This window comes from Dietzia sp. oral taxon 368 (assembly GCF_002999155.1).
Lineage (GTDB): Bacteria > Actinomycetota > Actinomycetes > Mycobacteriales > Mycobacteriaceae > Dietzia > Dietzia cinnamea.
In genome coordinates, this window is record NZ_CP027238.1 from 2633838 (window position 1) to 2655793 (window position 21956).

The following is a 21956-nucleotide window of genomic DNA, read 5'->3' on the forward strand; positions in this document are numbered from 1 at the left end:
ATGACGGAGACCGACGGCACGCGGCCTGACGCCGCGGGAGCGAGCACACCCGGACCTCGGGCCACCGCGCCCGGGTACTTCCGCGCCGGGCCGGCGGTCATGCTGGCGATTGCGGCCGTGGTGATCATGATCGATCAGGTCACCAAGGTGCTCGCGGTGGCCAACCTCGAGAACGCCCGCCCGATCGAGCTCGTGGGTGACACGGTGCGGTTGGTGCTGCTGCGCAATCCTGGCGCCGCGTTCTCGATGGGCACGGAGTCGACGGTCGTGCTCAGCGTCGTCGCCACGGTCGTGGTGCTGGGGCTGCTGTGGTTCTCCCGCCGCGTCCACTCCATATGGTGGGCGTGGGGCCTGGGCCTCATCCTCGGTGGCGCCGCCGGCAACCTCGTGGACCGCTACGTCCGGGCGCCCGGGATCCTGCAGGGCCACGTCGTGGACTTCATGGCCGTGGGCTGGTGGCCGGTGTTCAACGTCGCGGACTCGTGCCTGGTCGCGGGCGTGATCGTGGTGGCCGTGGCGGTGCTGCGCAACATCGACTTCGACGGCTCCCGCGTGTCGGACGACGCCGCCCCCGTCGCCAAGGGGGACCCGGCCGATGGGTGAGCTGCGTACCTTCCCCGTCCCGGACGGTCTCGACGGTATGCGCGTCGACGCCGGGGTCTCCCGGCTGTTGGGCATCTCGCGCACCGCGGTGGCGGACCTGGCCGGCGAGGGCAAGGTCCTGCTCGACGGGCGGACGGTGGGCAAGTCCGACAAGCTCACCGGGATGTCCTGGATCGAGGTCGAGATGCCCGAACCGCGGGCCGAGCCCGCTGTGGTCGCCGAGCCGGTCGAGGGGATGGCGGTCCTGTACTCGGACGCGGACATCGTCGTCGTCGACAAACCGGTCGGTGTCGCCGCGCACGCGTCCGTCGGCTGGACCGGCCCCACGGTGATCGGCGGCCTGGCCGCCGCCGGGTACCGCATCTCCACCTCCGGCCCGCCGGAGCGCAAGGGGATCGTCCACCGCCTGGACGTCGGCACGTCCGGACTGATGGTGGTCGCGGCGTCCGAACGGGCGTACACGCTGCTCAAGCGGGCGTTCCGCGACCGGACCGTCGACAAGACCTACCACGCGCTGGTGCAGGGCCACCCCGATCCGCTCTCGGGGACCATCGATGCGCCGATCGGCCGGCACACCTCGTCGGACTGGCGCTTCGCCGTCACCTCCGACGGCAAGCCGTCGATCACCCACTACGACACCCTCGAGGCGCACCAGGCCGCGACGCTCGTCGAGGTCAAGCTCGAGACCGGCCGCACCCACCAGATCCGCGTGCACTTCTCCGCGCTGCACCACCCGTGCGCGGGCGACCTCACGTACGGCGCGGACCCGGTCCTCGCGCGGCGGCTGGGCCTCGAGCGGCAGTGGCTGCACGCCGTCGGCCTCGGCTTCGAGCACCCCGGCACGGGGGCGCGCGTGGACTTCGAGAGCCGGTACCCCGACGACCTGCAGCACGCGGTCGACGTCCTCCGCGACGCATGACCGGCGCCGCGCGGCTGCTGCGGGTCGCCGGCGTGGGGGTGGTGATCGTCCTGGCGTTGGTGACGATCCTCGTCGCGCTGCGCACCGAGCTCCCGCGCAGCCCGGGGGTGATGAGCGACGCCCTGGGGCCCGACCCCGGCGAGCGGGTCGGTGACTACCTCGACCGCGCGGCCGCCTCACTGGCCACCGTGGGCGGCGGGACAGACGTCCCGGGGGGAGCGGGTGACGACGGCGACGACGAGGGCCGCGTCACCGACCCCGACGCCCACCGCTGGGCCCTCGTGAGCGCCGGTGAGGCGTGGTCGCTCGCCGAGGCCGCCGGCGCGGTGCGGGGGCTGCCGCGCGTCTCGGGGCTGTCCGTGCAGGTGCCGGTCGAGGGGGTGGCGATGCCCGTCACCGGCGTGGCGCTGGCCGAGCCGGTGGCGGGGGAGACCGGGCGCGAGGCGGTGTTCGGCCGGGGGCTCGAGCAGGTGGCCGCGCGGCTGGACCTCGCCCCGGCGGGGTCGGACCGGGCGGCCGCGGCCGCGGCGCTCACCGCGTCCCGCATCCGGGCGGGGGAGTCCGCGATCATCGGGCTGCTCGTGCGCGGCACGACCGGCCAACTGCACGCGGTGGCCGGGACCCCGGGTGTGCGGGCGGTGGAGGCGCTCCCGCCCGACGCGGTCTACGAGCGCTTCGCCGTCCGGCCCCTGCTACCGCAGCAGGTCGACGCCGCCCTGCCGCTCCCGGACGACGCCCCCGTTCCCCCCGCCTGACCGGCCACCGCGGGTGACCGGGGCTAGGGTTGCGCCGGTGAACGATGTGGCGGCAGGGGAGAAGGACAGGACGGTCGCCGTCGGCATGGCGGCCGGCGTCGCGGCGTACACGCTCTGGGGGTTCTTCCCCGCCTTCTTCCCGCTGCTCGAGCCCGCCGGGGCGGTCGAGATCCTCGCCCACCGCATCGTGTGGTCGTTCGTCGTCATGGCCATCGTGGTCACGCTGCTGCGCGGCTGGGGGCGGGTGCGCGCCGTGGACCGCACCTCCTGGGCCCGCATCGGGGGTGCGGCCGTCTTCGTCTCGGCCAACTGGGGCGTCTACGTGTACGCGGTCAACTCCGAGCGGGTCACCGAGGCGGCACTGGGGTACACGATCAACCCGCTGGTCAGCGTGCTGCTGGGCGTGATCGTCTTCCGCGAACGGCTCACCCGCCCACAGTGGCTCGCGGTGGCCCTCGCCGTCGTCGCCGTCGGGGTCCTCACCGCCGGATACGGTCACTTCCCGTACCTGTCGGCGATCCTCGCCGTGAGTTTCGGTCTGTACGGCGTGTTCAAGAAGAAGCTGCGCGTGGATCCGGTGACCGGGATGCTCGGCGAGGTCGCGGTGACGACGCCCGTCGCGGTGGCCTTCCTGGTCTGGCTGGGCGCGTCCGGCGCGGGCACCTTCACCGGGCACGGTGCGGGGCACTCCGCGCTGCTGGCCGCCTCCGGCCTGGTCACCGTGGTGCCGCTGCTGCTGTTCGCCGTCGCCGCGCAGCGCATCCCGCTGGCCACCGTCGGCATGCTGCAGTACATCGTCCCGGTCCTGCAGATGGCGTGGGGGCTGCTCGTCGTGGGCGAGCGACTCGACGCCGTCCAGTGGGTGGGCTTCGCACTCATCTGGACCGCGGTCATCGCGTTCACGCTGGCCGGTCGCACGCCACGCTTGGTCCGTCCTGGGGGTTCGAGGGCTGTCGGTGATCCGACCTAGACTGTGGCGGACGAGTCCGTAGGAGGAGTGCTTTCGTGGGCGATCAGTTCGTGCATCTGCACAATCACACCGAGTTCTCGATGCTCGACGGGATGGCGCAGATCGACCCGCTGTTCGCGGAGGCGTCACGTCTCGGTATGCCCGCCGTCGGGATGACCGACCACGGCAACATGTACGGCGCCTCGGACTTCTACAAGCAGGCCAAGAAGAGCGGGGTCAAGCCCATCATCGGGATCGAGGCGTACGTCGCCCCCGAGTCGCGGTTCGAGAAGAAGCGCATCCTGTGGGGCGAGAAGCACCAGAAGAGCGATGACGTCGCCGGCTCCGGCGCCTATACGCACATGACGATGGTCGCGGAGAACGCCACCGGCCTTCGGAACCTGTTCCGGCTGTCCTCGCTGGCCTCGTACGAGGGCCAGCTTGGCAAGTGGGCGCGCATGGACGCCGAGATCCTCGCCGAGTACTCCGAGGGGATCATCGCCACCTCCGGGTGCCCCTCGGGCGAGATCCAGACCCGCCTGCGCCTCGGGCACATCGAGGAGGCCTACGAGGCGGCTGAGAAGTGGCAGTCGATCTTCGGCAAGGACAACTTCTTCCTCGAGCTCATGGACCACGGGATCGACATCGAGCGGCGGGTCCGGGAGGACCTGCTCAAGCTCGGTAGGGACCTGGGCATGCCGCCGCTCGTGACCAACGACTGCCACTACGTCACCCGCGAGCAGGCCCATGCCCACGAGGCCATGCTCTGCGTCCAGACCGGCAAGACGCTGGCCGACGAGAACCGCTTCAAGTTCGACGGGGACGGCTACTTCCTCAAGTCCGCCGAGGAGATGCGCGCCCAGTGGGACTCCGAGGTCCCCGGCGCCTGCGACAACACGCTGTGGATCGCCGAGCGTGTCCAGCCGTACGACGACATCTGGACCCCGCGCGACCGGATGCCCAAGTTCCCCGTACCCGAGGGCGAGACGGAGGACACCTGGTTGGCCAAGGAGGTCCACAAGGGTCTGCAGTGGCGCTTCCCCGACGGGGTGCCGCAGGAGTACATCGAGCGTGCGAACTTCGAGCTCGAGGTCATCAAGGGCAAGGGCTACCCCGGCTACTTCCTCGTGGTCGGCGACCTCATCGAGCACGCCCGCTCGATCGGCATCAAGGTCGGCCCCGGCCGAGGCTCCGCCGCCGGCGCGCTGGTGGCGTACGCGCTGAAGATCACCAACATCGACCCCATCGAGCACGGACTGCTGTTCGAGAGGTTCCTCAACCCCGAGCGGCCGTCCGCGCCCGATATCGATATCGACTTCGACGACCGGCGTCGCGGCGAGATGATCCGCTACGCGTCCGACAAGTGGGGCGCCGACAAGATCGCCCAGGTCATCACCTTCGGCACCATCAAGACCAAGGCCGCCATCAAGGACGCCGCCCGCGTCAACTTCGGCCAGCCCGGGTACGCGATCGCCGACCGCATCACCAAGGCGCTGCCGCCGCCGATCATGGCCAAGGACATCCCGCTGTCCGGGATCACCGACCCCAAGCACGAGCGGTACGGCGAGGCCGCCGAGGTGCGCCAACTCCTCGAGACCGACCCCGACGTCAAGCGGATCTACGACACGGCCCGCGGGCTGGAGGGCATGGTCCGTCAGGCCGGCGTTCACGCGTGTGCGGTGATCATGTCCTCCGAGCCGCTGCTCGACGTGATCCCCATGTGGAAGCGCGCGCAGGACGGAGCCCTCATCACCGGCTGGGACTACCCGTCGTGTGAGGACATCGGCCTGCTCAAGATGGATTTCCTGGGCCTGCGCAACCTCACGGTGATCGGTGACTGCCTGGAGAACATCAAGCTCAACCGTGGTGAGGAGATCGACCTCGACACGCTGAGCACGGACGACCAGGCGACGTACGATCTGCTCGCCCGCGGTGACACCCTGGGCGTGTTCCAGCTCGACTCCGGCGGCATGCGCGAGCTGCTCAAGCGGATGAAGCCCACCGGCTTCAACGACATCGTGGCCGCCCTCGCGCTGTACCGGCCCGGCCCCATGGGCATGGGTACGCACTGGAACTACGCCGACCGCAAGAACGGCAAGCAGGAACTGGTGCCCATCCACCCTGAGCTGGAGGAGCCGCTCAAGGAGATCCTCGGGGAGACCCACGGCCTGATCGTCTACCAGGAGCAGATCATGGCCATCTCCCGCGAGCTCGCGGGATACACGGCCGGTGAGGCCGACGGCTTCCGTAAGGCCATGGGTAAGAAGAAGGCCGAGGTCCTGGCCGCGGAGTACGAGAAGTTCTCGGGCGGTATGTTCGAGCGCGGGTTCTCCAAGGAGGCCGTCGACGCGCTGTGGGGCACCATCGAGCCCTTCGCCTCGTACGCGTTCAACAAGTCGCACGCCGCCGGCTACGGCCTCGTGTCTTTCTGGACCGGTTACCTCAAGGCCAACTACCCGGCCGAGTACATGGCCGCGCTGCTCACCTCCGTCGGGGACGACAAGGACAAGGCCGCCCTGTACCTGTCCAACTGCCGGCAGATGGGCATCAGGGTGCTCCCGCCGTCGGTCAACGAGTCGCTGACCAACTTCGCCTCCGTCGGCGAGGACATCCGGTTCGGCCTGGGTGCCGTGCGCAACGTCGGCGCGCAGGTCGTGGACTCGGTCGTCGCCGCGCGTGAGGCCAAGGGCGAGTTCACCGACTTCTCGGACTACCTCGCCAAGATCGACCAGACCGCCTGCACCAAGAAGGTCACCGAGTCGCTCATCAAGGCCGGCGCCTTCGACTCGCTCGGTCATCCGCGCAAGGGTCTGTTCCTGGTCCACGCCGACGCCGTGGAATCGGTGATGTCCACCAAGAAGGCCGAGGCCGTCGGCCAGTTCGACCTCTTCGGTGGGGGAGACGACACCGCGGCCGACACCGGCTTCGGTGACGTGTTCGCCGTCCGCGTGCCCGACGAGGAGTGGGACACCAAGCAGAAACTGGCCCTCGAGCGCGAGATGTTGGGCCTGTACGTGTCCGGGCACCCTCTCGACGGGCTCGAGGCCGCACTGGAGGCCAAGACCGACACGAACATCGCCACGATCCATGAGGGCGAGCTGGCCCACGGCACCGCAGTGACGATCGGCGGGATCATCTCCGGAGTCGACCGGCGGGTGAACAAGAACGGCGAGCCGTGGGCGATCGTGACGATCGAGGACTTCAACGGCAGCGTCGAGGTGCTGTTCTTCCCCAAGACCTACCGGATCGCTGCACTGGACATCGCCGAGGACGCGGTCGTGCTGGTCAAGGCGCGGATCAATATCCGTGAGGACCGCGTGTCGGTCTTCGGCGACACCCTCGAGGTGCCGGACCTGGTCGTCGGCGGCAACGGCGCGCCCCTCGCGCTGACGCTGCAGACGCGGATGTGCACCATCGAGACGGTCACCGCGCTCAAGCAGGTCCTTGTCCGCCACCCCGGCCCCTCCGACGTCCATCTGCGGTTGGTCAACGGCAACTCCTCGACCGTCCTGCGGCTCGACGACCAACTGCGGGTCGAGACGTCGTCCTCCCTCATGGGGGACCTCAAGGCGCTACTCGGCGCCGGCTGCCTCGCGGGCTGACCGGACAGCGGCGCACGCGTGCCTCGCCGGGTGGCCACGCGGTGACCGGTTGGCGGTGATCGCGGAGGCGGTGGGACACTGGTGGTTGTGACCGCCACCGAACCCGCGACCACCCAGGTCGTGACCACCGACGATATCGACGCCGCAGCCCGCCGGATCGGCGACGTCATCCGGTCGACCGACCTGCAGGCCAGCGAGCGGCTCAGCGAGCAGACCGGCGCGCGCATCCTGCTCAAGCGGGAGGACCAGCAGGCGGTCCGCTCCTACAAGATCCGCGGCGCGTACAACCTCATGGCGCAGCTGACCGGCGACGAACGCAGCGCGGGCGTGGTCACCGCCAGCGCCGGCAACCACGCCCAGGGAGTGGCGTTCGCCTGCCGGGTCCTCGGGATCAACGGCCGCATCTACGTGCCGACCAACACGCCCAAGCAGAAACGCGACCGGATCCTGGCCCACGGCCGCAGCTGGGTCGAGCTCGTGGTGACGGGGACCAACTTCGACGCCGCCCAGGCGGCTGCCCGCGCGGACGCCACGCGCACCGGGGCGACCATGGTGCCCCCGTTCGACCACCCCGACACGATGGCCGGGCAGGGCACGATCGCCGCCGAGATCCTCGCGCAGCTCGACGAGGTCCCCGACGCCGTGGTGGTCCCGGTCGGTGGCGGCGGACTGGCCGGGGGCATCGCGACCTATCTGGCCGAGTACGCGCCGGACTGCAAGATCATCGCCGTCGAGCCCGCTGGCGCCCCGTCGCTGACGAGAGCTCTGGAAGCGGGGGAGCCCGTCACCCTCGACACGGTCGACACCTTCGTCGACGGCGCCTCCGTCGCCCGGCTCGGTGACTTCCCGTTCGGCGTCATCTCCTCGATGACCGAGCGGATCCAGGTCCTCACGGTGGACGAGGGCGCGGTGTGCACGGAGATGTTGGAGCTGTACCAGAACGAGGGGATCATCTGTGAGCCCGCCGGCGCGCTGGCGGTGACGGCCCTCCACCAGTTCGAGATCGACGAGGGCGCCACTGTCGTCTGCATCGTCTCGGGCGGGAACAACGACGTCTCGCGGTACAGCGAGATCATCGAGCGGTCCCTCGTCCACAAGGGCCTCAAGCACTATTTCCTGGTCAAGTTCCCGCAGGAGCCGGGCCAGCTGCGTCGCTTCCTCGACGAGGTTCTGGGGCCCGAGGACGACATCACGCAGTTCGAGTACCTCAAGCGCAACAACCGCGAATTCGGTGCGGCGCTGGTGGGCATCGAGCTCGGGTCGGCCACCGGCCTGCACTCACTGCTCGAGCGCATGGACGCCTCCCGCATCGACTGCGAGCGTCTCGAGCCGGGCACTGCGGCCTACGAATACCTGACCTGACCCGACCGGGCGTCAGCGTGTCCGCACCACCGCGAACCCGAACGCCTGGCAGAACACCGACTCGGCGTCGGCCACCGCAGCAGAGGCCAGCACCGCCTCGCCGTCCAGCGGGACACGACACGGCTCGGTGCCCAGGTTCACCACCAACGCCAACGATCCACGATGGACCACCAGCCAGCGGTCGTCGTCGGCCTCGACACCGCACTCCACACGGACCGGCGCGAGCCACGGATCGCTCAGCTCCGGCTCGGCCTTGCGCAGGGCGATCAGCGCGCGGTAGACGCGCAGGATCTCGGCGTGCTCATCGACTGCCTGCTCCGAGCGGTCGAGCACCGAACGGCGGAACGTCTCCGGATCCTGCGGGTCCGCCACCGTGTCGGGATCCCAGCCCATCGCCGCGAACTCGCGCGTCCGCCCCTGCCGTACCGCCTCGGCCAGCTCCGGCTCGGGATGCGAGGTGAAGAAGCAGAACGGCGTCCGCGCACCCCACTCCTCGCCCTGGAACAACATCGGCGTGAACGGCGAACACAGCACGACCGCTGCCTTGGCCAGCTGCTGCTGCGGGGTCAGATTCATCGACGGCCGATCGCCGGCCGCGCGATTACCCACCTGGTCGTGGGTCAGCGTGTAGGCGACGAACCGACTACCCGGCACCCGATCCACGTTCAGCGGCCGCCCGTGCACACGACCCCGGAAGGTCGAATAGGTTCCCGCATGCAGGAACGCGCCCGTGAGCACTTGCCGGAGCGACTCGAGCGACCCGAAGTCCACGTAATAGCCCTGTCGCTCTCCGGAGACCGCGGCGTGGACGGCATGGTGCACGTCGTCGACCCACTGCCCGTCCAGTCCGAGCCCGCCGGCCTCCCGCGCGGTGACGGTCCGCGGATCGTTCTGGTCGGACTCCGCGATGAGCGACAGGGGCCGCCCGAGATGGGTGGACAGTGACTCGACCTCCACCACCAGCTGCTCCAGCAGGTGCACGGCCGACGCGTCGTGCAGCGCGTGCACGGCGTCGAGACGCAGTGCGTCGACGTGGAACTCGTCGAACCAGCGCAGCGCGTTGTCGATGATGTAGCGCCGCACCTCGCCCGAGTGCTCGCCGTCGAGGTTCAGTCCCGACCCCCACGGCCCGTCCGCGGCCGAGAGATACGGCCCGAACTCCGGGAGGTAGTTCCCCGACGGGCCCAGATGGTTGTAGACCACGTCCAGGCACACCGCCAGGCCGCGCGCGTGGCAGGCGTCCACGAACTGCTGAAACGCGTCCGGCCCGCCGTACGGCTCGTGCACGGCGAACCACGCCACGCCGTCGTAACCCCAGCCGTACTCGCCGTTGAACGCGCCCAGGGGCATCACCTCGACCATGTCCACGCCCAGCTCGACCAGCTCGTCGAGGTGCTCGATCGCACTGATCAGCGTCCCGCCGGTCGAGAAGGTACCCACGTGCATCTCGTAGATCACCGAGCCGGCCAGCTGCCGGCCGGTCCACGCCGCGTCCGTCCAGCGGGACGGGTCGAGGCGGTGGACCCGCGACAGCCCGTGCACCCCGTCCGGCTGACGCGTCGACCGCGGGTCGGGACGCGGCGGGCCGACCTCGTCGTCGTCGCCGGTCACCACGAACCCGTAGTCCCTGCCCTGTTCCCGGGCAACGCCGCACGTCCACCAGCCGTCCGCGGCACGCCGCATGGGGACGGGATCGGCGTCGGGGTGGTCCAGCACCAGCCCCACCGCGCGTGCCTCCGGCGCCCACACGGAGAACATGTCGGCGCCGGTGGTTGTGGACGAGGTCGATGCGCTCGGAGAGGTCACACCACCCAGCGTAGGGAAAACCGGTGCCCGTGGTGAGGGGTCGGGTCCGACCGCCGCGCCGCGTCACCGCCACCGGGCGCGATACTGGGGGCATGACCGCATCGCCGCCCGTGCTCAGGCTCTCCGCCGGTCCGGACGTGACGGGGGAGTACGAGGAGAAGCGCTCCAGGTTCGTGGCGGTGTTGAGACGGTGCGACGACGAGGAGGACGCCCGCGCCCTGATCGCCGACCTCCGCTCCGCGCATCCGGCGGCTCGCCACCAGTGCAGTGCCTTCATCGTGGGCGACCCCGGGGCCGGCCCGATCGAGCGGACCAACGACGACGGCGAACCCTCCGGCACCGCCGGGACACCCATGCTGGACGTCCTGCGGGGGAGCGGGCTGACCGGCGTGTGCGCGGTGGTCGTCCGGTGGTTCGGCGGCACCAAGCTCGGCACCGGCGGTCTCGCGCGTGCCTACTCCGCAGCTGTGAGCGATGCCGTCGAGCAGGCGTGGAGCGGCGGGCGCGTCGTGGAGGTGACCCGGACCCCCGCGTGGACGGCCGTGATCGACCACTCCGTCGCCGGTGGACTCGAGGCGGCGTTGCGCTCGGCCGGAGTGCGCGTCCTCGACGTGGACTACGGACGCCGCGTGACGCTCACAGTCGCGGGGGAGTTCGACGTGATCGGGCCGATCCTGGCCGCCCGCACGTCCGGGGGCGCGGAATGGGTGGAGGCGGGGGTCGCGACCGCCGAGACCGCGGCGACGCGCCCGGATATGGAATCCTGAACGTATGAGCATGCAGCCCTACCAGCCGAACTCGATCGAGCTCCAGAAGCAGCAGGTCCGCAAGGACGCGCGGAACACGGCGATCGCGCTGGGCGTGACTGTGGTGTCGCTGCCGATCGCGCTGTTCGCGAGTTCGTTCTTCACGGTGGTGGCGATCATCGCCGGGATTCTGACGATCTACCACGGCAACAAGGTCCGCAAGGCGATCTCCGGCAAGCCGGACCAGAAGCGCGAGCTGTACTGAGCCGTCTCAGCCGTGGCGGCGCACGACGTCGCCAAGGTCCGCGCGCTCGGCGCGGAACGTGTTGGCCGGGTGGTTCTCGTCCGCGTAGCCGAAGGCGATCCCGCACACGATGAGCCGGTCGGCCGGGATCGACAGGTGCTCGCGGACAGCGTCGGAATACAGGGCGATCGCGGCCTGCGCGCACGTCGCCACGCCGAGTGAGGTGGCCGCGGCCAGGAACGTCGAGACGTACCCGCCGCAGTCGACTGCCCCATAGGTGCCCAGGCCCGCGTCCGAGGTGATGATCGCGACGTGGGGGGCGCCGAAGAAGCGGTAGTTCTCCAGCATCTGGCGCAGTCGCGCCTCCTGGTCCGACCGCTCGATGCCCAGCGCGGTGTAGAGGCCGTAGCCACTGGCCCGCCGGCGGTCCCCATAGACGCCGTCGTACCGCTCCGGCGCCGGGAAATCCGAGCGCATGTCGTTGGCCGACACGTGCTCGGTGAGGTGCGTGCTGAACGCGGCCGTCGCGTCCCCGGTCACGAGGTCGACCTGCCAGGCCTGCGAGTTGCACCACGATGCCGTGCGCTGGGCCATCCGCAGGATCTGCTCGATCGTCTCCTCAGGCACCGGCTCCGAGGTGAAGCCGCGGCAACTGTAGCGCTCGTCGAGGATCCGCTCGAGCGTGGCGGCGGCGTCGAGTGTCGCCGGAGCGATCGAGGCGGCGTCGGTCATGGGTCCTCCAGCGAGCTGCGGGGTGGTGTGATCCCAGTCTCTCATGGTGCTCCGGCCGGAGGTGCGGGCCGGCCGGAGGTGCGAGCCGGCCGGACCCCCCGACGATCTGCCCCTCGGATCGTCACCTGCCCTAGGAACTCCTGGAGCAACTCGCGATCCGAGGAGCAGAACGCCGACGGCCGCATCGAAGGCTCACGCCGGCCACGGCTGGATGTCCACTTTGGCGGGACTTTCGGCCGTCGGAAGCCAGATCGTGAGGATCCGGACCGCCCGGCGGGAACTCGTCCACTCGCCGCCCCGACAGTGGCGATGAGGCAGGTCAGTTGGCTGCGCGCACGCAGTCACAGGGGCCGGCGTGATCCACAGGAGAACGAGTCGAGAACCGGGATGAGCCGGAACCGGCCGGATGAGCACCGAGGATCTGACCATGGCTACTTTCGATGATCTGCGAGCACTCCTCCACACGACCGAGCAGTTGATGGCGGCGGGCTTCAGCACACAGTCGCTCGGTAGAGCGGTCGCCTCGGGCGATCTCATCCGCCTGCGTCCCGGTTTCTACGTCGACCGGTCCACGAGAGAACTCGCGCGAGAGGATCGGCACCTGCTCATGGTGCTGGCGGCGGACCGCGCCCTCGGATGCCCGGTGTTCACCCACTGGTCGGCAGCACTCGTCTTGGGGTTGCCGGGCTGGGGCCTGCCGCTCGGAACCGTGTCGTTGTCCCGCGCCGGGCACGCCCAGAGATCCCGTATCACCAGGTTGACCAAGCACGACGTGACCCCGTTGGCGGAAGACGAGGTCGACGTGGTCGACGGGCTCCGCGTGACCCGCCCGGAACGCACCATCGTGGACGTGGCCAGGTCGTGCGCACTTCCGGCGAGCGTGGCAGTCACAGATGCGGCCTTCAAGGCGGAGGCGGTCACTGCGGCGTCGGTGGACGACGCGCTGAGCCGCGCGGCCGGTAGGTCCGGTGTCACACGGGCGCGGGCCGCGCTGGCCCGAGTCGATGCCCGCAGCGAGAGCGTCGCGGAGACCCGCAGTCGCCTGATCTTCGCGGACTACGGTCTTCCGGAGGCTCAGACACAAGTCGACATCTTCGATACCCACGGCAACTTCGTCGCTCGCGTGGACTTCCTCTGGCCGGAGTTCGGACTGATCGGCGAATGCGACGGTTTAGGCAAGTACCTCGATGATGCGGATGCGGCAGAGGCCCGGCGCCGACTGGGTGTCGAGAAAGATCGAGATGCCGCGCTCATGGCTCTGGGCTACCGGGTGCTCCACTCGCGGTGGGCGGATCTCGACAAGCCTCGGCTACTGGTGCAGCGCCTTCGGAGCGTGATGTACCCGGCTGCCGCCTGACTACGGCGGCTGACCGGCACGATCCGCCCCTCGAACCGCGATCCGCCCTCCGCAAATCGATCCACCCTGGGAACTCCGAGGGCAGATCGTCATCCGAGGGGCGGATCACCGATCGAAGGGCGCATCGCCGTCATGAGACTACGCGGGCCGCGTGGAGGCTCCGGGCGCGGTTATCCTCGGGCCATGGGTGTGCGGGTGGACGCGTGGACGTGGTCGGTGCGGTTGTTCCCGTCGCGGACCAAGGCGGCGGCCGCCTGTCGGGGTGGCCACGTCAAGGTCAACGGTGAGGCAGTGCAACCGTCGAAGAACGTCGTGCCCGGCGACCGGGTCCAGGTGACGGGCGCGCTCGGCCGGATCCGCATTCTCGAGGTGGTCGAGACGGTGAGCAAGCGGGTCGGGGCTCCGGTGGCGGCGACCTGCTATATCGACCACTCACCCCCGCCGCCGCCCAAGGAGATCCTGGCCTCCCAACCGCGACGGGACCGCGGCGCGGGCCGGCCCACAAAGCGCGAGCGGCGGGAGACCGACAGGCTGCTGGGCCGCGGCTGACCCAGCCCACCCGGCCCAGCCCGACCGGACGGACCCGACACGCCAGTCGACCCGCCTCAGTCCTCGCGAACGATCACCACGACGGGGAAGGCGCTGAGCAACTCGCCCAGGTCGACGCGGCCGGAGATCGGAGCCCCGCCGGGCCGCACCGCCCACGTCCCCTCCGGCAGCAGGGCGGTGGTGCCTCCGAGATCGCCGGCGCTGAGGACCGCCGTCCGCCGCCGGGCGATCAGCCCGACCGCCGCGCGGCCGTCGACCGACCGCGTGAACGCGACGACGTCCGCGGCTGCGGGACCGTGCACGGGTAGCGGCACGTGTGCCCCGCCGACGAGGTCCGCCGGGTGCGACCGGCGGATCCGGAGCACTTCGCGGACCAGTGCGAACTTCGGATGGCCGGCACGGGCGACGGCGCCCGAGCGAAGCGGACCGTAATCCACGAACCGCCGGTTGTCCGGGTCGACGAGTGAGTCCTCCCACACCTCGGTGCCCTGGTAGACGTCCGGCACGCCGGGGGAGAGCAGCTGCACGGCCTTGGCGACGAGTGCGTTGTCGCGTCCGGCCGGGGCGATGCGCTCGACGAACGGGCCGATGAGCGCGGAGCCGGAGCCGAGTAGGGTGTCGATCCACTCGTGCGCGGCGGACTCGAACTCCGCGTTCTGATCGGTCCATCTTGTGTGGACCGCGGCCTCCCGCAGGGCCTTGTCGGCATAGTCGTGCAGACGCGAACGCAGCTCGTCGGTCGGCCCGCCCGGTTCCGGCCACACGCCCACGACGATCTGCAGCAGGAAGTACCCGGCGTCCTCGGCCGGCGGGGGATGGGCCTCGAACACGCGCGAGACCAGGTCGGCCCACGCGTCCGGGACCTGGGACAGCACCGAGATCCGGGCGCGGACGTCCTCGCCGCGCTTGGTGTCGTGGGTGCTCAGCGCGGTCATGGCCAGCGGTGTGGCGCGGGCGCGTTCGGCCATCGCCAGGTGGAACGCCTCGACGGCCATGCCCATCCGCCCGGGTGAGCCGCCGACCTCGTTGAGCGAGACGAGCCGCCCGAGGCGGTAGAAGAGCCGATCCTCATCGGCCTTCGCTGTGGCGGCGCCGGTGACCTGCGCGAGCCGCGTGGACGCCTCGCCGCCGCGCGCGAGTGCACCGGCCACGAGGCGCAGTGCGGGCGCGAGCTCGGGCCGGTCGCGGCGCAGGCCGTCGACGATGGCCGGGAGGGTGCCCCGCAGGACGGGATAGTCGGCCCGGTAGAACGGCGTACGCGCGATCACCGAGATCAGGGCCTCGCGGAGATCGCCCTCCTCGACGTCGTCGCTCGTCGACCCCCCGTGCCCGGCGGCGGCCTCGTGGCGCACGACGCGGGCGAGCCGCGCCAACTCGGGGGCGAGATCCTCGGCGGCGATCTGTCTCTTGAGCTCGGCGGACTGCGCGTGGATCCGGTCCTCGTCGCCCGGGTCACCGCTGTACCGCGCGGCGAGCTCGGACAACCGGGCCTCGCCGGAGGCGTCGACGAGCAGCTGATCGATGAGCCGCAGGGCGTCGTAACCGGTGGTGCCGTCGACCCCCATGGCGGGCTCGAGGACCTCGTCGGGCGCGAGGATCTTCTCCACCAGCACGAGCCGGTCCGGTCCGACGAGGTCCCGCAGTCGGTGCGCGTAGCCCACCGGGTCGGACAACCCGTCCGGGTGGTCGACGCGGATGCCGTCGACGAGGTCCTCCTCGCACCAGCGGCGCACCTCGGCGTGGGTGGCGTCGAAGACCTCGGGGTCCTCCTGGCGGAGTCCGGCCAGGCCGGTGACGGTGAAGAAGCGACGGTAGCCGAGCAGCGGCTCGCGCCAGTGGGTGAGCCGGTAGTGCTGGCGGTCGTGCACCTCCTGCGCGGTGCCGTCCCCGGTGCCGGGCGCCACGGGGAAGCGGTGGTCGTAAAAGTGGAGCTCGGCCTCGCCGCTGGGGGAGTCCTCGGGGGCGACGACGACGAGGTCGGCCACGTCCTCCGGAGAGCCCAGGACGGGTATCGCGATCCTGCCGTCGGCCCCGTTGGCCTTCTCGGTGTCGAAGTCGAAGAAGCGGTGATACTCCGAGTCGGGGCCCCGCCGCAGCGCGTCCCACCACCAGGGGTTGGCGGCCGGCTCGTCCACGCCGAGGTGGTTGGGCACGATGTCGGCGATCAGCCCCAGCCCGTGGGCGCGGCACGCCGCGCGCAGGGACCGCAGGGCGTCGATCCCACCGAGCTCGGGCGAGACCTCGGTGGGGTCGACGACGTCGTAACCATGGGTCGAGCCGGGCGTGGCGGTCAGGACGGGCGAGAGGTACACCGCGCCCACCCCGAGGTCGGCGAGGTAGGGCACGAGCTGCTCGGCGTCGGCCAGGGTGAAGCCGCGGCCGTCGGGGTCGGAGGCGGGGGTGCGCAGCTGAAGGCGGTAGGTGCTGGAGAGAGCGTCGACCCGGGCCCGCAGGCCCGACCCCGCGCCGTTCGCGGCGTCGCCCATCAGCGCAGCTTCCGTAGGACGGCCGTGCCGCGGCCGGCCACGACCAGGGTGCCGTCGGAGGGCAGGTCCCCGTTGTGGTCGCCGGCGGGCCGGGTGGTGTCGAGGACGATCTCCCACGCCTCGGCGTACTCGGGGCCGAGCAACGAGAAGTCGATGGGCTCGTGGTGGGCGTTGAACAGCATGAGGAACGAGTCGTCGATGATCCGCTGCCCACGCTCGTCCGGCTCGCGGATGCCCTCGCCGTTGAGGTAGACGGCCAGGGACTTGCCGAAGCCGGAGTCCCAGTCCTTGCTCGTCATCTCCGAGCCGTCGGGGGCGAACCACGCGATGTCCTGCGGGTCCTCCTCGCCGCGCACCGGGGTGCCGAAGAAGCGTCGACGCCGGAACACGGGGTGGTTCTTCCGCAGTTGGACGAGCTCGCGGGTGAAGGCGAGCAGGTCCTCCTGCTCCTCGTCGAGGTCCCAGTTCATCCACGACGTCTCGTTGTCCTGGCAGTAGACGTTGTTGTTGCCGTGCTGGGTGCGCGCGATCTCGTCACCGTGGGCGATCATCGGCGTGCCCTGCGAGAGGATGAGGGTCGTGAGCAGGTTGCGCTTCTGACGGCGGCGCAGGGCGAGGATCTCGGGGTCGTCGGTGGGCCCCTCGACGCCGCAGTTCCAGGAGCGGTTGTGGCTCTCGCCGTCGTTGTTGTCCTCCCCGTTGGCCTCGTTGTGTTTCTCGTTGTAGGTCACGAGGTCGTTGAGGGTGAAACCGTCGTGCGCGGTGACGAAGTTGATCGACGCAGTGGGGCGCCTGCCGGTGGCCTCGTACAGGTCGGAGGAGCCGGTGAGGCGGGAGGCGAACTCGCCCAGGGTGGCGGGCTCGCCGCGCCAGAAGTCGCGCACCGTGTCGCGGAACTGGCCGTTCCACTCCGTCCACAGGGGCGGGAAGTTGCCCACCTGGTAGCCGCCCTCACCGACGTCCCACGGCTCGGCGATGAGCTTGACCTGGCTGACCACCGGGTCCTGCTGGACGAGATCGAAGAACGAGGACAGCCGGTCGACCTCGTGCAGGCCGCGGGCGAGCGACGAGGCGAGGTCGAAGCGGAAGCCGTCGACGTGCATGTCGAGGATCCAGTAGCGCAGCGAGTCCATGATGAGCTGCAGCGAGTGCGGGTGCCGGACGTTGAGGGTGTTGCCGGTCCCCGTGTAGTCCATGTAGAACTGCTTGTCGCCCTCGACGAGCCGGTAGTAGGCCTGGTTGTCGATACCGCGGAAGCCGATGGTGGGCCCCAGGTGGTTGCCCTCGGCGGTGTGGTTGTAGACCACGTCGAGGATCACCTCGATGTTCGCCTCGTGGAAGGCCTTGACCATGGCCTTGAACTCGCTCACGGCGTCGCCGGGCTGGCGGGAGAAGGCGTACTCGTTGTGGGGGGCGAGGAACCCGAAGCTGTTGTAGCCCCAGTAGTTGCGCAGGCCCTTGTCGATGAGCGGCTGGTCGTGCATGAACTGGTGCACGGGCATGAGCTCGATCGCGGTGACGCCCAGTTCGGTGAGGTAGTCGATGATCGCGGGGTGGCTCATGCCCGCATAGGTCCCGCGCATCTCGGCGGGGATGTCGGGATGGGTGGCCGTCATGCCCTTGACGTGGGCCTCGTAGATCACCGTGTTGTGGTACTCGTGGCCGGGCGCCCGGTCATTGCCCCAGTCGAAGTAGGGGTTGATCACGACGGTGGTCATGGTGTGCCCGAGCGAGTCGTCGGTGTTGCGCTCGTCCGGGTTGTCGAGGTCGTAGCTGTGCAGGCTCGGGTGGCCGTCGAAGCTGCCGTCGAACGCCTTGCCGTACGGGTCGAGCAGCAGCTTGGACGGGTCGCACCGCAGTCCGTTCTCCGGCTCGTACGGCCCGTGGACGCGGAATCCGTACCGCTGACCCGGGGTCACTCCGAACAGGTAGCAGTGCCAGATGTGGTAGTCGACCTCCTCGAGTTCGACTCGCTGTTCGCTGCCGTCGTCGTCGATCAGGCAGAGCTCGACGCGCTCCGCGACCTCGGAGAACAGGGAGAAGTTCGTGCCGGTGCCGTCGTAGGTGGCCCCCAGCGGGTAAGGGGTTCCCGGCCAGGCGCGGATGAGCTCCGGGGCGGCTTGCGTCACGTCATCTTGGGTCACGCTGCCCAAGGGTAGTGCCTATCGGTACCCGGCGAGGCCCTCGTACGCGAAGGTCCCGGTCACCACCAGCCGGTGGCGGGCCCCATCTGACGGGCCAGTTCGCCGGACGCGGAGCGCACCCAGGAGCCGGACAGGTGGTGGGAGTCGTGGTAGACGATCACGTTGCCCACCACGGCGGGGCAGACCTCGGGATCACACAGCCCGTCGGTGAGGTCGAGCAGTCGCACGGAGTCGAGGCCGGCGCCGGCGAGCGCGGCGGGGTTGACGGGGGAGATGGAGCGCTCGCGAGGCATGCCGCACTCGGCCGGGGTGCCGCCGTCGCCGAGGCAGTCGGAGGCGCGGATCGGGCCGCGGCCGCGGTTGAGCCACGGGGTGTCGCGGATGGCGATGACCCCGATGCCCTGCTCGCCGAGCGCGCGCCACAGGTCGACGTACTGGCGGGGGGTGACGTCGGGTCCCACGACGCCGACGGGTCGGGTGGCGGTGGTGAAGACGAAGTCCGGGTCCAGCCCGACGAGCGCCGCCAGCGCCTCGGGGGTCCACTCGGCGCAGCTCTCGTAGAGCTGTTCGCCGCCGTCGGAGACCGTGGCGTCCAGGGTGAGGGGGCAGCCCATCTTGAGGACGGTGACCACGCGGAAGCCGTAGTGCCGACCGACCTCGTCGAGGCCGCTGATCCAGTGCTCGGCGTGGGAGCCGCCGGTGAGCGCGATGGTGCGGGGCGAGGTGACGTCGCCGTAGACGCACATCTCCACCTCGGAGGACTCGAAGGTCGAGATGCAGCCGTCCATGGTGCTGGCGGGCAGGTCGTTGCCCACCTGGAGCAGGGAGGGGACGTACGCGACGTCGTCGGGCGCGGGGACTCCCTCGAGGAACGCCCGCGCGCCGGGGTGGTCCGGGTCGGTGAGGGAGTCGACGTAGGGGACGGCCGAGCGGGAACCGGAGGTGGCGCCCCACCAGCCGACGGTGGCCACGCTGGCGACGGCGGCGACGACGACGAGGACGCTCGCGCGGACGAACAGTCTCTGCTCCCGGGGCGAGCGTTCCGGGCCGCCCCGGAGCCGGTCGCGGGCGGCGGCCGCCGGGGTGGTGCGTCCCCGGGCCCGGCTGGCCATCCGCACCGGTCGCTCGATGTATTTCTCCGTGAGAAGCGCCAGCACGATCGACACGGCGATGATCACCAGGCCGGAGGCGAGCGTGATCTCGGCCTCGCGGTCGTGGGAGAGCCACAGGATGAGCAGCGGCCAGTGCCACAGGTAGAGCGAGTAGGAGATGTCCCCGAGGCGCCGGAACAGCCGGCCGGACAGCAGCCAGGTGATGGGGTCCCGGGCCGGGGTGGCGCGCAGGCCGGGCGGGAGGTTGCCGCCGAGGATGATGAGCAGCGCGCCGCCGATGGGGTACCAGGCCAGCGGGCCGGGGAAGTGGCCCGCGCCGTCGAAGAGGAATCCGGTGCTCACCACCAGGAAGAGGCCGGTGGCGGTGGTGAGCAGGCGGAGGGGCCAGGGCAGGACGATCCCGGCCAGGACGATCGCCGCCAGGCCGCCGACGAGCAGCTCCCACATGCGGGCGCCGGTGTCGTAGTAGTTCCACGACTGGTTGGCGGACTGTCCGAGCACGGCCCACCACGCCGATGTGGCGGTGCCCGCGGCCACGATGCCGACGAGGACCCACTTGGGGGTGCCGCGGCGGACGAGCCGACGCCACAGCAGGCTCACGCCGAGGACCACCACCAGGGCCACCAGGTAGAACTGGCCCTGGACGGACATCGACCACAGGTGCTGCAGTGGCGAGATGGTCGCGTCGGCGGCCGCGTAGTCCGAGGCGGTGAGCGCCAGTTCCCAGTTCTGGTAGTACAGCAGCGAGGCCACGGTCTGCTCGAAGATCGCCGACCACTGGGTGGGCGGCTTGACGAGCACGGTGCCGAGGACGGTCGCGGCGACCGTCACCACCAGCGCCGGGTACAGCCTGCGGACCAGGCGCTTGAGGTGCGGCAGCGGGTTGAGGGGCGTGTCCGGGTCGCCGGCGCCGCGCAGGAGCGAGCCGAGGAAGAAGAATCCGGACAGGGTGAGGAACACGTCGACGCCGCCGGAGACGCGGCCCATCCAGATGTGGAACACCACGACCAGTGCGATCGCGAGGCCGCGCAGGCCGTCGATGTCGTGCCGGTAGGCCTTCGTCCCGCGGCGCCGGGGGGCGGGCGCGGGAGCAGGGGTGGAGGCCACTGGCTGATACTTCCTGACGTCTTGTCCGGGGGTCGCGGATGGCCCCGGCCCGGCATCCGGGCGCCACGCCGGGGGGAGCGGAGCCGGGTCCGATTACACCACAGCGGGTCGGCGTCACCGCCGTTGGTACAGTCGGGCCGCATGACCGGCCCGTCGTCGTCAGGTGTCGTGCGTTCGTCCGACCGCACGCCCGGCACCGCCCCACGCGCGGCGGGCACACTCTTGGGCGTCGTCGCCCCGTTTCTCGCGGCATTGACGCTGTGGGCCGTCGCGGCCCCCCGCTCGGAGCTTCTGTCCGTCGGCGGCGGACGCGGCCTGCGGCTGACCGATTCGGGGGCGGACGGTGGCAGCCAGTTGCTCACGCTCGTCGTGCTCACCGGCTCCGCCACGGTGTGCGCGGTGCTCGTGCTCTGGCACCGACATCCCCGCCTGCGGCGGCCGGGAGGCGTGCCCGCGCTCGCGCTCGTGCCCGGGCTGGCGGCGACGACGGCCGCGATGTCCGCGTCCCCGGTGGCCGGGGTGCTCGCGGCGCCGCCGGAGGACGCCCCGTACGGGCAGGTGGTGCGTCAGGCCCCGGCGGCGGGGGAGCTCTTCTACGACCGGATGATCTACGGCCTGTCCGGCCCGGCGTGGGACTGGTTCCCTCCCGGCGTCGGCTGGCTGGCCCTGGGGACGATGATCGCGGCGTTCACGGTCGCCGCCCTGGCGTACCTCGACCCGTCGGCGGACCTGCACGCCGACTGACGGGACTCACCACCCGCTGCCGGTCGGCGGGCGCAGGGTGGCGAACTGGTCGGTGATGCGCAGTCGCCTCTCGGCGAACCGGTACAGCCCCGCCGGCCGCCCGCCCGACGGGCCCGGGGGAGCGCTGCGCCCGCACGCCTCGAGCTCGCGGCGGCGGGTCAGGACGCGCTGGAGGTTGGTCGGGTCCACCGGGTGCCCGAGCGCGGCCGCGTAGAGCTGCGCGAGGAAGGACAGCGTGAACTCCTCGGGCGCGAGGGCGAAGCCGAGGTTGGAGTAGGACAGTTTGGCCGCCAGGCGGTCGCGGGCCAGTGCGACGATGCCCGCGTGGTCGTAGACCGTGTCGGGCAGCTCGTCCACGCGGAACCACGCGGTGTCGTCGGGCAGGGCCGGCGCGGCGTCGCAGGGCAGCACGCCGAGGAAGCCGGAGGCGAACACGCGCCGGCCGGGGACGCGGGCCGGGTCGGAGAAATCGGCGACCGGTTCGAGGTGGCTCAGTGACCGCACGTCGACCTTCTCGGCGAGCTGCCGGGTGGCGGAGGCGCGCAGGTCCTCGTCGTCACGGACCTCGCCGCCCGGGAGCGCCCACCGGCCGGCGGCGGGCCCCAGGGAGTGTTGCCAGAGCAGCACGTGGAGGGCGGGTGTCGAGGCCTCGGAGACCGGCCGCACCTGGCTCACCACGACGAGCACCTCGTGACCGGTGTTACACTCCTTCATGTATTCGATCATAAGTCGAAAACGT

At 70.7% G+C, this 21956-nt stretch carries 17 protein-coding genes; 11 read left to right on the forward strand and 6 right to left on the reverse strand.

The genetic code is table 11. The annotated features are described in order from the left end of the window. The 6 genes from lspA (at position 1) to ilvA (ending at position 8190) form a co-directional block, all read left to right on the forward strand. On the forward strand, positions 1-603 hold the full coding sequence (gene lspA, locus C3V38_RS12260) for a signal peptidase II (protein ID WP_106385868.1): 603 nt from the start codon (positions 1-3) through the stop codon (positions 601-603). Further along, complete coding sequence (locus C3V38_RS12265; protein WP_106385869.1) at positions 596-1522, forward strand: RluA family pseudouridine synthase; 927 nt, start codon at positions 596-598, stop codon at positions 1520-1522. Before lspA ends, C3V38_RS12265 begins: the two co-directional genes overlap by 8 nt. Further along, positions 1519-2277 (forward strand): hypothetical protein, encoded by a 759-nt coding sequence (locus tag C3V38_RS12270; RefSeq protein ID WP_254425975.1) that lies wholly within the window; start codon positions 1519-1521, stop codon positions 2275-2277. Before C3V38_RS12265 ends, C3V38_RS12270 begins: the two co-directional genes overlap by 4 nt. Positions 2278-2362: 85 nt before the next feature. Beyond that, complete coding sequence (gene rarD / locus C3V38_RS12275) at positions 2363-3247, forward strand: EamA family transporter RarD (RefSeq protein WP_371412153.1); 885 nt, start codon at positions 2363-2365, stop codon at positions 3245-3247. A 35-nt stretch (positions 3248-3282) separates the two neighbouring features. Then, complete coding sequence (gene dnaE, locus C3V38_RS12280) at positions 3283-6828, forward strand: DNA polymerase III subunit alpha (RefSeq protein ID WP_106385871.1); 3546 nt, start codon at positions 3283-3285, stop codon at positions 6826-6828. 87 nt (positions 6829-6915) lie between these two features. Next, the gene (ilvA, locus tag C3V38_RS12285) at positions 6916-8190 is read left to right on the forward strand and encodes a threonine ammonia-lyase IlvA (protein WP_106385872.1); all 1275 of its coding nucleotides are present in this window, start codon (positions 6916-6918) and stop codon (positions 8188-8190) included. Between the two features lie 12 nt (positions 8191-8202). On the opposite strand, the gene treZ is transcribed toward ilvA, so the two are convergent. Then, entirely contained in the window at positions 8203-9948 is a 1746-nt protein-coding gene (gene treZ / locus C3V38_RS12290; RefSeq protein WP_254426161.1) for a malto-oligosyltrehalose trehalohydrolase, read from the reverse strand. A gap of 140 nt (positions 9949-10088) precedes the next feature. Between treZ and C3V38_RS12295 the strand changes: the two genes are divergently transcribed. Both C3V38_RS12295 and C3V38_RS12300 read left to right on the forward strand, forming a co-directional pair. Next, positions 10089-10763, forward strand: a complete 675-nt coding sequence (locus C3V38_RS12295) for a YigZ family protein (protein WP_106385874.1) — start codon at positions 10089-10091, stop codon at positions 10761-10763. Between the two features lie 4 nt (positions 10764-10767). Beyond that, positions 10768-11007: a hypothetical protein gene (locus C3V38_RS12300; RefSeq protein WP_106385875.1), complete on the forward strand. Its 240-nt coding sequence runs from the start codon at positions 10768-10770 to the stop codon at positions 11005-11007. A 6-nt stretch (positions 11008-11013) separates the two neighbouring features. Here C3V38_RS12300 and C3V38_RS12305 read toward each other — a convergent pair whose 3' ends face one another. After that, on the reverse strand, positions 11014-11718 hold the full coding sequence (locus C3V38_RS12305) for a nitroreductase (protein ID WP_106385876.1): 705 nt from the start codon (positions 11716-11718) through the stop codon (positions 11014-11016). Between the two features lie 427 nt (positions 11719-12145). Here C3V38_RS12305 and C3V38_RS12310 point away from each other — a divergent pair, with 427 nt between their 5' ends. Together C3V38_RS12310 and C3V38_RS12315 are read left to right on the forward strand one after the other, a co-directional pair. Then, positions 12146-13075, forward strand: coding sequence for a type IV toxin-antitoxin system AbiEi family antitoxin domain-containing protein (locus tag C3V38_RS12310; protein ID WP_254425976.1), 930 nt, complete (start codon positions 12146-12148; stop codon positions 13073-13075). Between the two features lie 183 nt (positions 13076-13258). Then, positions 13259-13624, forward strand: coding sequence for an RNA-binding S4 domain-containing protein (locus C3V38_RS12315; RefSeq protein ID WP_007627726.1), 366 nt, complete (start codon positions 13259-13261; stop codon positions 13622-13624). A gap of 56 nt (positions 13625-13680) precedes the next feature. Here C3V38_RS12315 and treY read toward each other — a convergent pair whose 3' ends face one another. From treY to C3V38_RS12330, 3 genes are all read right to left on the reverse strand, one after another. Further along, positions 13681-16110, reverse strand: a complete 2430-nt coding sequence (gene treY / locus C3V38_RS12320) for a malto-oligosyltrehalose synthase (protein WP_106385878.1) — start codon at positions 16108-16110, stop codon at positions 13681-13683. After that, positions 16110-18239, reverse strand: a complete 2130-nt coding sequence (gene glgX / locus C3V38_RS12325; protein ID WP_061229126.1) for a glycogen debranching protein GlgX — start codon at positions 18237-18239, stop codon at positions 16110-16112. Before glgX ends, treY begins: the two co-directional genes overlap by 1 nt. Positions 18240-18313: 74 nt before the next feature. Beyond that, positions 18314-20473 carry an acyltransferase family protein gene (locus C3V38_RS12330; protein WP_061229127.1) on the reverse strand — a complete coding sequence of 720 codons (2160 nt, stop codon included), beginning with the start codon at positions 20471-20473 and terminating at the stop codon, positions 18314-18316. A 141-nt stretch (positions 20474-20614) separates the two neighbouring features. Between C3V38_RS12330 and C3V38_RS12335 the strand changes: the two genes are divergently transcribed. Next, positions 20615-21217 carry a hypothetical protein gene (locus tag C3V38_RS12335; protein WP_061229128.1) on the forward strand — a complete coding sequence of 201 codons (603 nt, stop codon included), beginning with the start codon at positions 20615-20617 and terminating at the stop codon, positions 21215-21217. Positions 21218-21223: 6 nt separating this feature from the next. Here C3V38_RS12335 and C3V38_RS12340 read toward each other — a convergent pair whose 3' ends face one another. Continuing rightward, positions 21224-21931: an NUDIX domain-containing protein gene (locus C3V38_RS12340; protein ID WP_061229144.1), complete on the reverse strand. Its 708-nt coding sequence runs from the start codon at positions 21929-21931 to the stop codon at positions 21224-21226. Positions 21932-21956: the final 25 nt, after the last annotated feature.